The sequence below is a fragment of the Hydrogenophaga sp. RAC07 genome (assembly GCF_001713375.1).
In the GTDB taxonomy this organism is placed as follows: Bacteria; Pseudomonadota; Gammaproteobacteria; order Burkholderiales; family Burkholderiaceae_C; genus Hydrogenophaga.
In genome coordinates this window covers 1,222,571-1,234,331 of record NZ_CP016449.1, presented here as the reverse complement: position 1 = coordinate 1,234,331, position 11,761 = coordinate 1,222,571, and the positions used below count along the sequence as shown (strand labels likewise).

Genomic DNA, 11,761 nt, shown 5'->3' with positions numbered 1-11,761 from the left:
TACTGCGGAAATGAACGAAACGGTACATTCCACGCGACGCGGTGCCCGCAAGGCCGCACCGCCCAAGGAGACCACCCGCACCAACGACCCGGAGCGGACCATGGCCAACATCCTGGAAGTGGCCATGGCCGAGTTCGCGGAAAAGGGCCTGGCGGGCGCGCGCATCGACGAAATCGCGGCCGCCACGCAGACCAGCAAGCGCATGATTTACTACTATTTCGAGAGCAAGGAAGGCCTGTATCTGGCCGCTCTCGAAGAGTCCTATCGGCGCATGCGCGAAATCGAAAGCCAGCAGCACCTGGAGAATCTGGCGCCTGTGGCTGCCCTGCGTCGGCTGGTCGAGTTCACCTTCGACCACCACGTCAGCCACGAGAACTACATCCGCCTCGTGATCTCGGAAAACATGAACCGCGGGCAATTTCTGGCGCAAAGCCAGAGCATCCAGCAACTCAACGTACCGGCCATATCGTCGATCCGCGAGCTGTACGAACGCGGTGTGGCTGCGGGCGACTTTCGCCCGGGATTGGATCCGATCGACATCCACGCTTCCATCTCGGCGCTGACCTTCTTCAACGTCTCCAACCGCCACACCTTCGGCCTGATCTTCAAGCGCGATCTGACCGACCCGAAGGTCGCTGCCCAGCGGCGCGCCAGCATCACCGAAATGGTGTTGCGCTTCGTTCGCGCCTGACCCCTCCCCCGCACCCGGGGCCCCGTTTCACGACCCGACGGCCGGCTGGCGAACCTAGGGTAAATACCGATCTTTAAAAACTAACCAGTTCGTACATTACTGACTCAAACGATCCAGGAGACGCGCGTGATCCAGACCCTCATCGACAAGTACTGTCAGGCCCTGTCCTGGTTGATGGTGCTGTTCCTCGCCCTGATGGTGGTGATGGTGTTTGGCAATGTGGTCATGCGCTACGGCTTCAACTCCGGCATCACCCTGTCGGAAGAGCTCTCGCGCTGGCTGTTCGTCTGGATGACCTTCCTCGGCGGCGTGGTGGCCCTCAATGAACGCGCCCACCTCGGCACCGATTCGCTGATCTCCCGCCTGCCGGTGGCCGGGCGCAAGCTCTGCCTCGCGGTCAGCCTGATGCTCATGCTCTTTGTGTGCTGGTTGATCTTCCAGGGTGCCTGGGAGCAGACAAAGATCAACTGGGACTCCACCAGCGCGGTGATGGAAACCTCCATGGGCTACTTCTACGCCAGCGGCCTGGTCTTCGCGGTGCTGGCCGCACCCATCCTGCTGCTGCACCTGTGGCGCCTGCTCGCGGGCCACATGTCCGAGAGCGAGCTCATCGGCATTCGCGAGTCGGAAGACATGCCGCACGGCAATCCCCATCCCTGACCCCAAGGCAGGCACGACATGACCATTGCCATCTTCCTGGGTTCCTTGCTGGCCGCCATGGCCATCGGCATCCCCATTTCCTTCTCGCTGATGCTCAGCGGGGCCGCGCTCATGTGGCACCTGGGCATGTTCGACGCGCAGATCCTGGCGCAGAACCTGATCGAAGGCTCCAACAGCTTTCCCTTGCTGGCCGTGCCCTTCTTCATGCTGGCTGGCGAAATCATGAACGCGGGGGGCCTGTCGCGCCGCATCGTGAACTTTGCGATGGCGCTGGTGGGCCATGTGCGCGGCGGCCTGGGCTATGTCGGCATCATGGCCGCCGTTTTCATGGCCGCGCTGTCGGGGTCTGCGGTGGCCGACGCGGCGGCACTCTCGGCATTGCTGCTACCGATGATGGTGCACGCCGGGCACGACAAGGCCCGCTCTGCTGGCCTGCTGGCCTCGGCCAGCATCATCGCGCCCATCATCCCGCCCAGCATCGGATTCGTGATCTTCGGCGTGGCTGCCAACGTGTCGATCTCCAAGCTGTTCCTGGCCGGCATCGCACCGGGTCTGCTGCTGGGTATGGCGCTGTGCTTCACCTGGTGGTACGTGGCACGCAAGGAAATGGTGACCCCGCCCGGACGCAAGAACCGGGGCGAGATCTTCGCGGCGCTGAAGGACGCGCTGTTCGCCCTGGGATTGCCGGTGATCGTGGTGGTGGGCCTGAAGTTCGGTGTGTTCACGCCCACCGAAGCGGCCGTGGTGGCGGCGGTGTACGCGCTGGTGATCTCGGTGTTCGTCTACCGTGAGCTGCGCCTCAACCAGTTGTTCGGATTGTTCCTGGCCGCAGCCAAGACCACCGCCGTGATCATGTTCCTGGTGGCCGCCGCCATGGTCTCGGCCTGGCTGATCACCGTGGCGCAGTTGCCCGACCAGCTGGTGTCCTTGCTGGAGCCGCTGCTCGAACACCCGCGCTTGCTCATGGCCGCCATCATGGTGCTGGTGATCGTGGTCGGCACGGCCATGGACATGACACCCACCATCCTGATCCTCACGCCGGTGCTGATGCCCATCGTCAAGGCCGCAGGCATCGACCCGGTCTATTTCGGTGTGCTCTTCATCATGAACAACGCGATCGGCCTGATCACGCCACCGGTGGGCACCGTGCTCAACACCGTGGCCGGCGTCGGCAAGATCAGCATGGACGACGTCACCAAGGGCGTGTGGCCCTTCATGCTGGCCCAGTTCGCGCTGATGTTCCTGATGGTGCTGTTCCCCCAGATCGTCATGGTCCCCGCCCGCTGGCTGGCGGGCTGAGTCCTCTGTTTCACACACGGCCTGTGCGTGGTGCGCCACAGGCTTTGGTTCACGCCCAGCGCACTGCCACCCTGTTCTTTGGAGACAACATGAAACGCCTGATGCTCAAAACCCTCGTCGCCGCCCTCGGAGTGACCGCTTTCGGCACTGTCCACGCCCAGGACAAGACCATCAAGTTCGCGACCCAGAACCCCAAGGGTCACCCGATCGTGATGGGTCTGGAAAAATTTGCCGAGATCGTGGCGGCCAAGTCGGGCGGCAAGATCAAGGTCAACCTGTTCCCCGGCGGCACGCTGGGCAGCGACCAGGCCAACGTCTCGGCCATTCAGGGCGGCACGCTGGAAATGGCCTCGATGAACTCGGGCATCTTCGCCAGCCAGGTGAAGGAATTCGCGATCTACGACTTCCCCTTCATGTTCGCGAACTCCAAGGAAGCCGACGCCGTGGTCGACGGCCCGTTCGGCAAGAAGCTGCACGACAAGCTGCAGGACAAGGGCCTGATCGGCCTGGCGTACTTTGAACTGGGCTTTCGCAACATCACCAACAGCAAGCGTCCCATCACCAAGCTCGAAGATCTGGAAGGCCTCAAGCTGCGCGTGATCCCCAACCCGATCAACGTGGACTGGGTGAAGGCCCTGGGCGCCAACCCCACGCCCCTGCCCTTCCCCGAGGTGTACGCCGCGCTGGAGCAGAAGGCCATCGACGGCCAGGAAAACCCGATCACGGTGATCAATGCCAACAAGTTCTACGAGGTGCAGAAGCACGTGGTGTTGAGCAACCACCAGTACAACCCGCAGTCCGTGGTCATCAGCAAGAAGTTCTGGGACACCCTGGACGCTGCGCAAAAGAAAATCATTGCCGACGCGGCGGTGGAAGCCGCCAAGTACCAGCGCGAGCAGGCACGCGGCCAGGTGGCCGCCGCGCTGGACAACATGAAAAAGGGCGGCATGCAGGTGAGCGAACTCTCGCCGGCCGAAACCGAAAGGCTGCGTGACCGCATGCGCCCGGTGATCGCCAAGTACTCGGTGGCCGTGGGCCAGGAAACCATGCAGAGCCTGCAGGCCGAGCTGACCAAGGTGCGCAGCAAATAATCGGCACTGCGCGCGGTCGTGTCGCCCATTGGCCTGGCGGTCCGCGCGTCCTCTCAACACCCTGGAGAAAAGATGAAAGTTCTCGTCCTGCACGGCATCAACCTCAACATGTTCGGCAAGCGCGACCCCAAGCAGTACGGCACGGTCACGCTCGACCAGATCAACGACCAGCTCGGTGTACTGGGAAAGGAACTGGGCGTGGCGGTGGAGAACTTTCAGACCAACTTTGAAGGCGCCCTGTGCGAACGCATCCACCAGGCCCACCATGACAAGGTGGACGCGGTGCTGATCAACGCGGGCGCGTGGACCCACTACAGCTACGGCATTCGTGATGCGCTGAGCATCCTGACCTGCCCGATCGTGGAGGTGCACATGTCCAACATCCACGCGCGCGAGGCGTTCCGCCACCACTCGGTGCTGGCCGACATCGTTCAGGGCCAGGTCGCCGGTTTCGGCGTCGACAGTTACCTGCTGGGCCTGCGCACCGCGGTGAACCACGCACGAGCACAAAAAGGCTGACGCGTTTGCGCCTCGAACCCGCACCACCATGATCAACGGCACCACCGAGCTCATCGCCCACATCGGCTACCCGACGCACAGCTTCAAGTCGCCCATGATCTACAACCCGTACTTCGAGCAGGCGGGTGTCAACGTGGTCGTGGTGCCCATGGGCTGCCAGACGCCCGACTACCCGGCCTTCCTCAGGTCGGTCTTCACGCTCACCAACATCCGCGGCGCGCTCATCACCATGCCGCACAAGGTGGTCACGGTCGGGTTGCTCGACGATGTCACGCCCACCGTGAGAGTGGCCGGTGCCTGCAACGCGGTAAAGCGCTTGCCCGACGGGCGCCTGGTCGGTGACCAGTTCGACGGCGCCGGCTTCGTGCGCGGGGTCCAGCGCAAGGGCCTGAACCTGACCGGCGCGCGCGTGCTGGTGGTGGGCAGCGGCGGCGTGGGTTGCGCCATTGCGGCCTCGCTGGCTGGTGCGGGCGTGGCGGCCATCAGCCTCTTCGACGTCAACACCGCGTCCGCCGAGACCCTGGGCCAGCGCATCCGCGACCATCACCCGGCCATCACCGTGAGCACTGGCAGCAACGACCCGGCCGGCTTTGACCTCGTGGTGAATGCGACGCCGATGGGCATGAACGAAGGCGACCCGCTGCCACTCGATGTCACGCGCCTGCAACCGCACACCTTCGTGGGCGAGGTGGTCATGCGCACCGAAACCACGGCCTTTCTCGCGGCGGCCCGCGCGCGGGGCTGCCAGGTGCAGGTGGGTTCGGACATGCTGTTTGAACAGATCCCCGCGTACCTCGAATTCTTCGGCCTGCCCAGCACCACCGCCGAGGTGCTGCGCTCGGTGGCGCGGCTGAGCTACTGAGCCGGCGTGAGCGACCAGGCTGCCACACAGCACTCCGTCCTGGGCATCGCCCTGGTGATCGGCGCCACGCTGTGCTTTGCCTTGCTCGACACCACATCGCAGTTTGTCGGCCCGGTCGTGCCCGTGGTCATGGCGGTCTGGCTGCGCTACCTCACCCAGACCGTGATGACCACGGCCCTGCTGATGCCGCAGCGCAGGGGCAGCCTGCTGCACACACGGGCGCCGGGCTGGCACCTCGGGCGCGGCGTGCTGATGGTGGGCTCCAGCGTGGCGGCCTTCATCAGCCTGCGCCATGTGCCGGTGGGCGAGTTCACCGCCATCATGATGCTGGTGCCCCTGGTGGTCACCCTGCTGGCCGCGCTGATGCTGCGCGAACGCGTGTCCGCCCTGTCATGGACCCTGGTGGCGGGGGGCCTGGTCGGCGCGCTGATCGTCATCCGGCCCAAAGGCAGCGACTTCCATGGCGCGATGCTGATGCCGCTGTTGCTGGTGCTGGTGAACGCCGCCTACCAGATCGTCACCAGCCGCATGGTGCGCACCGAAGACCCGGGCACCATGCACTTCTACACCGGGCTGCTCGGGCTGGTCTGCTGTTCGCTGGCGTTGCCCTGGGCCTGGGCGCCCATGGCCGACTGGCGGCTCTGGGTGCTCGCGGGATTGATGGGCGTGTTCGGCTCGATCGGCCACTACCTGCTGATCCAGGCCTACCACCATGCTCCGGCTTCGCGCCTCACGCCTTACATGTACGCGCAGATCGCTTTCGCCACGCTGGCCGGCTGGTGGGTCTTCGGCCACACGCCCGATGCCTGGTCGATGGCAGGCATTGCGCTCATTGCGCTGTGCGGCGGGCTGGGCGTGCGGGTGCGGCGGGGCTGAACTCAGGCGCGCGTTGGCTTCAGGCGCATCTGATTGGGCAGCGGCATCGACCGGCGCATCACGTCCTCGGCCAGCCACAGCGCCGAGCGGCGCGCGCGCTCGGCCACCATCGGCAGCGGCATCTGCTGGTAGTCGTCGTTGAACACCTCGAAGCTGTAGTCGCCTTCGTAGCCCAGCGCGTCAAGCTTGAGCACCAGCTCGACCAGCTGTTCGCTGTGCACACCCTCGCCGGGAAACACACGGAAGGTGCGCGCGGTGGTCATGCGCTCCTCGAAGGTTTTGGTCTCTTGCCACATGAAGTCGGCCAGCTGCACCAGGAAGATCTTGGAAGGATCGAGGTAGTCGATCTCGTCCAGCGGGGTCTTGGCCGCGAAGATGTGAAACGAATCGATGCCCAGACCGAGGTTGGGGCAATCGGCGCGGCAGACCACGTCCCACGCGGTGGTGAACTCGTTGATCGTTCGGCCCCAGGACAGGCCTTCGTAAGCGATGCGGATGCCGAAGGGAATCGCCAGCATCGCCAACTTGCGCAGGTCGCGTGCGATGTGATCCAGGTCTTGCGAAGCGTGCACCGAGGTCGAGGAACACGCCAGCAGCACCTTGCAGTCCAGCGCGGCACACATCTCGAGCATGCTCTTGGCGATGTCGACCTTGTAGAGGTGCAGGTGGCCCGAGAGGCCTTCGAAGTCGCGCAGTACCTGGAAGCCGGTGCCGCGCAGACCGCTGTCCTTCACCGCCTGCAACGCCGCACCCAGGCCGCCGGGGTGCCCCACCAGATCGTTGGCCTTGAGCATCACCTGCGTGAAGCCCGCGTCTTTCATGGCGGCGAGCTTGGCCTCCAGCGGGCCCGCCAGCGTGATGGTGTCCATGCCGAAGCCGCTGATGGCTTCGGTCGCAGCGCGGTGTGTGTTCATGGCCTCACGCCTTTTCACTGTGGACCAGCTCGAAAACCACCGAGCCCAGGTAGGTCTTGCTGATCGCACCCCGCTGCTCGGTGTGCGCCGCCTGGGTTTCAACAAACTCCACGCCCAGGGCGCGCAGCGCCCGCACCGCGGCCAGCACGTCGGGCACGCCCAGCCCGATGCGTTGCAGGCGCTCGTCGCTGTCGACCACGTTGAGTTCGGGTTCGATCAACTGCAGCATGAACCGGTTGGCCGGGTCTAGCGCAGGCACCCGCAACAACATGCCCTTGGGCATGATGCCGAAGCGCTGTTCATCGGGAATCAGCTCGGCGCCAAAGAGCTCGTTGTAGAACGCAATCCAGTCGTTGCTGCGCTCGGGCCCGATGTACTGCACGACGCCGAAAAAGTGGATGCCGGCGGTGGCCGGCGGGTGCTGGTCCACCGAGGGGATGGGCACAAAGTCCACGTTGTAGATGGAGAACTCCTTGTACCGGTCCACGAAGTAGATGCGGCTGCTGCCCGCGCCGTGGATGGCCGGAATGTTGAGCTCCATCACCTCGGCACGGGTGGTGACCGACCAGGCGCCTCGCTCCAGCACGCACTTGTAGGCCGCACCGGCGTCGCGCACCCGCAAGGCCATGGCCGAGAGCGTGGCCACACCGCTGCCGTGGCCGGCGCCCCGCGCGTCCACCGGATGGGCATTCACCACGATGTTGAGGTCGCCTTGCCGGTACAGCAACACCTCGCGCGAGCGGTGGCGTGCCACCGGTCGAAAGCCCATCATTTCCAGCACCTGGCCCAGGGCCTGCGGCTGCGAGGTGGCGTATTCGATGAACTCGATGCCATCCAGCCCCAACGGGTTGGCAGCGTCACTGAAAGAAGCTTGCAGGGGCTCTCGGCCCTCGGTGGGGTTGAGCAGCAGGTCACTCATGCGGGGTCTCCGGGTGGGGCGCAGGCGCACCCGCCCATGCAGGGGCCGCACTCTCTTGGCACTGTAGAAGCACCAGCCCTGAAAAAGGCAAACAAGCGGTTGCCTATGATCGATAATCGCGCATTCCAGTTCGATCATCGATCGAATTGCGGGTTTTCCACTGCCGCCCCACCCTTACCCCATGGACATCATCACGCCCTCGCCCACGCCGTCGCTGGACAAACGCGACTGGATCGCCGGCCTGGAAAAAGGCCTCGGCATCATCGAGGTGTTTGACGACCAGCACCCGCGCCTGACGGCCAGCCAGGCGGGCGCGCGCTGCGGGCTCACACGCACCGCGGCCCGGCGCTACCTCCTGACCTTGGCGCACCTGGGCTACGTGGGCACCGACGGCAAGCTGTTCTGGCTCACGCCACGCATCCTCCGTCTGGGCCACGCTTACCTGGAATCGGCGCGGTTCCCGCGCCTGGTTCACCCATTCCTCCAACGCATCGCCGGCGCCACGCAGGAAATCGCCTACCTGGGCGTGCTCGACGGCGAGGAGGTCGTCTACATCGCGCGCAGCGGTGCGCAGCGGCACATGAACACCGGCTACATCCTCGGCTCCCGCATGCCGGCCCAGTTGTCCACGGCGGGCATGGCCATCCTCGCCGGGCTGGGCGAGACAACCTCCGAAGCCTGGCTCGCCGCCCGCACCCTACAGGCATACACACCCTTCACCCTGGCCACACAACAGGCCTGGCGCGACGAACTGCAACGGTTCAGCCGCCAGGGTTGGGCCATCCTGGAGCAGCAGCTGGAGCTGAACACGCGCGGCATTGCGGTGCCGCTGCTGGACCGGCACAACGGCGTGCACGGCGCCATCAGCATCACTATGCTGATCAACCAGGAAAGCCAGGCCGACGCGCTGGCGCGGGTGTTGCCGGCGCTGCAAGAGGCCGCGCGCGGCCTGCGCCCCTTGCTCTGAGGCTCAGGCGCTCGCCACCGGACGGTTCAAACGCCACAGGCGCAGCGCACACACCATGGCCAGCAAGGCGCAAGCCGCGGACAGCCAGAACACGCTGGCCAGCCCCCAGGCGGAACTCACCACACCGCCCGCGATGCCCCCGATGACCCCCGACAGGCCATAACCGAGCACCGAATACAGCGCCTGCCCGCGCCCGCGCAAGCGGCCTGGAAAGTGGTGTGACACCAGCGCGATGCACACTGTGTGGTGCGCGGCAAAGGTGATGGCATGCAGGGCCTGCGCGAGCAGCAGCAGGGGCCACACCAGCGGCAAGCCGGCCGTGAGGCCCATGCGCAAGGTCATCAGCGCGGCGGCCAGCACCAGCCAGGCCGAGAGCGAGAGCCGCGGCAACCAGCGGCCCTGGGTGAAGAACCAGCCGATCTCGATCACCACCGACAACGCCCACAGCAAGCCGATCACCATCTTGCTGTAGCCCAGCGAGTCCAGGTAGAGCGAGAAGAAGATGTAGATGAAGATGTGCGCCAGCACATGGAAGAACACCGCCGCGAACAACCAGCGCACCGCTGGCTGGCGCAGCACCGGCCACACGCTGGGCTGCGCCTCGACGGCGTGGCCCGGTTCGCGAAAGTCGGGCAAGAGCCACACGCTGATCGTCACAGCCGCCAGCGTGGCAAGCGTCCAGGCGGGAAAGTGCACCAGGCCGAAGTGCTCGAACCAGAAACCCGCGGCCACCACCGTCACGAGAAAACCCAGCGAGCCCCACAGGCGGATGCGGCCATAACGTTTGGCGTCAAACGCGCCGCCATGGCTCACCAGGTGCGCCAGCGCGGCCTCGCTCATGGGCATCATGCCGCTGGTGTGGGTGAACGTGAGCAGCAGCACCACGAACAGGCCCACACCACCGAGGTCGAACCACAGGCCCAGCGAGAGCAGGAGTGCCGCCGTGGCGCCATAGCGCAGCAGCCGCACGCGCTCGCCGGTGCGGTCGCTCAGCGAGCCCCACAGGTACGGCGCAAACAGGCGCGAGGCCGACTGCACCGAGGTCAGCACGCTGATGGCCAGCAGGCTGAAGCCGAGCTCCTTGAGCCAGAGCGGCAGGTAGGGGTTGAAGAAACCGATGTGCGCGAAGTAGCTCGCGCTGAGCATGGCGAACGGAAACAGCTGTTTTTTCTGGCTCACAAGAGTTTCCGTTCGCCCTGAGCTTGTCGAAGGGCTCGCAAGGGCTTCGACAAGCTCAGCCCGAACGGCGTGGGGCTCAGCCGCGGGCCTTGGCTGCGATGTCGGGCGTGGGCAGTTGCACGTCGCCGCACTGCGCGCGGTGGCGCAGCGCGTGGTCCATCACCACCAGCGCCAGCAGCGCTTCGGCAATCGGCGTGGCGCGGATGCCCACGCAGGGGTCGTGGCGGCCCTTGGTGATGATCTCGGTGGACTCCCCCGCCACGTCGATGGTCTCGCGCGGAATGAGGATGGAGCTGGTCGGCTTGATCGCGATCGACACCTCCAGGTCCTGCCCGGTGCTGATGCCGCCCAGCACACCACCGGCCTTGTTGGCAGCGAAGCCTTCGGGCGTGAGGCTGTCGCCATGGGTGCTGCCCTTGTCGGAAACGCTCGCAAACCCGGCGCCGATCTCCACACCCTTGACGGCGTTGAGACCAAGCATGGCGTAGGCGATGTCGGCATCGAGCCGGTCGTACAGCGGCTGGCCCAGGCCCACCGGCATGCCTTGCGCGGTCACGCGGATGCGCGCGCCACACGAGTCGCCGCTCTTGCGCAGCGCGTTCATGTAGTCCTCGATCGCGGACACGTCGGCCACGGGCGCGAAGAACGGGTTGTGGGGCACGTGGTCCCAGCTCTCGAACGGTATGACCACGTCGCCCACCTGCGTCATGCAGCCGAGGAAGGTGGTGCCGAATTTCTCCTTGAGCCACTTGCGCGCCACGGCGCCGGCGGCCACGGTGGGCGCGGTCAGGCGCGCCGAGCTGCGACCCCCACCGCGCGGATCGCGGATGCCGTATTTCTGCCAGTAGGTGTAGTCGGCGTGACCGGGGCGGAAGGTCTGGGCGATGTTGCCGTAGTCCTTGCTGCGCTGGTCGGTGTTGCGGATCAGCAGGGCGATGGGTGTTCCGGTGGTCTTGCCCTCGTACACGCCGCTGAGGATCTCGACAGCGTCGGGTTCGTTGCGCTGGGTGACGAATTTGCTGGTGCCCGGTCGGCGGCGGTCCAGTTCGACCTGGATGTCGGCCTCGCTGAGTTGCATGCCCGGCGGACAGCCGTCGATCACACAGCCAATGGCCGGGCCGTGGGATTCACCAAAGTTGGTGACGCAAAACAGGGTGCCGAAGGTGTTGCCGCTCATGCGCTGGATTATCCCTGAGGCACGCTGGTGCGCCGATGGGCCAGTCTGGTGCGTGATCTGCCCGACATGCCGCGTCTGAGAGCCATCGGGAGACAGGAACATTTCGTGCTTCGCGCTGCAGTGCAGCAAATGATGGCTGTGCAGCCCCAGAAAGGAGCGTTCCATGCTCGACCGCACCAGCACCCTGTTCTCGCACGTCAAAGGCACCGACAACCCATGGGTCGGTGGTGGTTTGCGGGACTTTTTTCTCTACCGCGACCTCGGCATCGCCGCAGCCACGCACGGCCAGGTGATCGCGCACCTGGTCAAGGCCAACCTGCCGCCCGAGGAAGGCACGGGCTGGCACCGGCACGAAGCCGACTTCCAGATCGTGATCATGATCAAGGGCTGGGCCAAGTTCATGTACGAGGACCAGGTGACGCTGGTCGAAGCCGGCGACTGCGTGCACCAGCGCCCGGGGATTCGCCACTACCTGTTCGACTATTCGCCGGACATGGAGTACCTGGAGATCGTTTCTCCGGCGGATTTCAAGACGGTGGATGTGGAGCCGGTTTGCGAGATTCCGAAGCCGACCCCTTGGGAATGATGCAGGCGCGATTTGCCTTGG

General features: G+C 65.2%; 13 protein-coding genes. 9 read left to right on the top strand and 4 right to left on the bottom strand.

What is annotated here, in order from left to right:
- Positions 1 to 10: 10 nt before the first annotated feature.
- The 7 genes from BSY239_RS05755 to BSY239_RS05725 all read left to right on the top strand — a co-directional run bounded on the left by BSY239_RS05755 (position 11) and on the right by BSY239_RS05725 (position 5,998).
- Positions 11 to 691, top strand: coding sequence for a TetR/AcrR family transcriptional regulator (locus BSY239_RS05755; protein ID WP_069046003.1), 681 nt, complete (start codon positions 11 to 13; stop codon positions 689 to 691).
- A gap of 126 nt (positions 692 to 817) precedes the next feature.
- The gene (locus tag BSY239_RS05750) at positions 818 to 1,351 is read left to right on the top strand and encodes a TRAP transporter small permease (RefSeq protein WP_172823081.1); all 534 of its coding nucleotides are present in this window, start codon (positions 818 to 820) and stop codon (positions 1,349 to 1,351) included.
- A gap of 18 nt (positions 1,352 to 1,369) precedes the next feature.
- Entirely contained in the window at positions 1,370 to 2,650 is a 1,281-nt protein-coding gene (locus tag BSY239_RS05745) for a TRAP transporter large permease subunit (protein WP_069046002.1), read from the top strand.
- A gap of 89 nt (positions 2,651 to 2,739) precedes the next feature.
- A complete protein-coding gene (locus BSY239_RS05740; RefSeq protein WP_069048805.1) occupies positions 2,740 to 3,741 on the top strand; it encodes a TRAP transporter substrate-binding protein in 1,002 nt (333 codons plus the stop codon).
- Between the two features lie 72 nt (positions 3,742 to 3,813).
- Positions 3,814 to 4,260 carry a type II 3-dehydroquinate dehydratase gene (aroQ, locus tag BSY239_RS05735; RefSeq protein ID WP_069046001.1) on the top strand — a complete coding sequence of 149 codons (447 nt, stop codon included), beginning with the start codon at positions 3,814 to 3,816 and terminating at the stop codon, positions 4,258 to 4,260.
- A gap of 28 nt (positions 4,261 to 4,288) precedes the next feature.
- Entirely contained in the window at positions 4,289 to 5,122 is an 834-nt protein-coding gene (locus BSY239_RS05730) for a shikimate dehydrogenase family protein (protein ID WP_069046000.1), read from the top strand.
- A 6-nt stretch (positions 5,123 to 5,128) separates the two neighbouring features.
- Positions 5,129 to 5,998, top strand: coding sequence for a DMT family transporter (locus tag BSY239_RS05725; protein WP_069045999.1), 870 nt, complete (start codon positions 5,129 to 5,131; stop codon positions 5,996 to 5,998).
- Between the two features lie 2 nt (positions 5,999 to 6,000).
- Here BSY239_RS05725 and BSY239_RS05720 read toward each other — a convergent pair whose 3' ends face one another.
- Both BSY239_RS05720 and BSY239_RS05715 read right to left on the bottom strand, forming a co-directional pair.
- The gene (locus tag BSY239_RS05720) at positions 6,001 to 6,912 is read right to left on the bottom strand and encodes a sugar phosphate isomerase/epimerase family protein (RefSeq protein WP_069045998.1); all 912 of its coding nucleotides are present in this window, start codon (positions 6,910 to 6,912) and stop codon (positions 6,001 to 6,003) included.
- Positions 6,913 to 6,916: 4 nt separating this feature from the next.
- Positions 6,917 to 7,831, bottom strand: coding sequence for a 4-hydroxyphenylpyruvate dioxygenase (locus BSY239_RS05715; RefSeq protein WP_069045997.1), 915 nt, complete (start codon positions 7,829 to 7,831; stop codon positions 6,917 to 6,919).
- 181 nt (positions 7,832 to 8,012) lie between these two features.
- On the opposite strand from BSY239_RS05715, the gene BSY239_RS05710 reads away from it, so the two are divergent.
- Positions 8,013 to 8,798, top strand: coding sequence for an IclR family transcriptional regulator domain-containing protein (locus tag BSY239_RS05710; protein WP_069045996.1), 786 nt, complete (start codon positions 8,013 to 8,015; stop codon positions 8,796 to 8,798).
- Between the two features lie 3 nt (positions 8,799 to 8,801).
- On the opposite strand, the gene BSY239_RS05705 is transcribed toward BSY239_RS05710, so the two are convergent.
- Positions 8,802 to 9,977 carry an MFS transporter gene (locus BSY239_RS05705; protein WP_236944138.1) on the bottom strand — a complete coding sequence of 392 codons (1,176 nt, stop codon included), beginning with the start codon at positions 9,975 to 9,977 and terminating at the stop codon, positions 8,802 to 8,804.
- 76 nt (positions 9,978 to 10,053) lie between these two features.
- A complete protein-coding gene (aroC, locus tag BSY239_RS05700) occupies positions 10,054 to 11,154 on the bottom strand; it encodes a chorismate synthase (protein ID WP_069045995.1) in 1,101 nt (366 codons plus the stop codon).
- Between the two features lie 163 nt (positions 11,155 to 11,317).
- Here aroC and BSY239_RS05695 point away from each other — a divergent pair, with 163 nt between their 5' ends.
- Positions 11,318 to 11,740 carry a cupin domain-containing protein gene (locus BSY239_RS05695; RefSeq protein ID WP_069045994.1) on the top strand — a complete coding sequence of 141 codons (423 nt, stop codon included), beginning with the start codon at positions 11,318 to 11,320 and terminating at the stop codon, positions 11,738 to 11,740.
- The last annotated feature ends 21 nt before the right edge of the window (positions 11,741 to 11,761 follow it).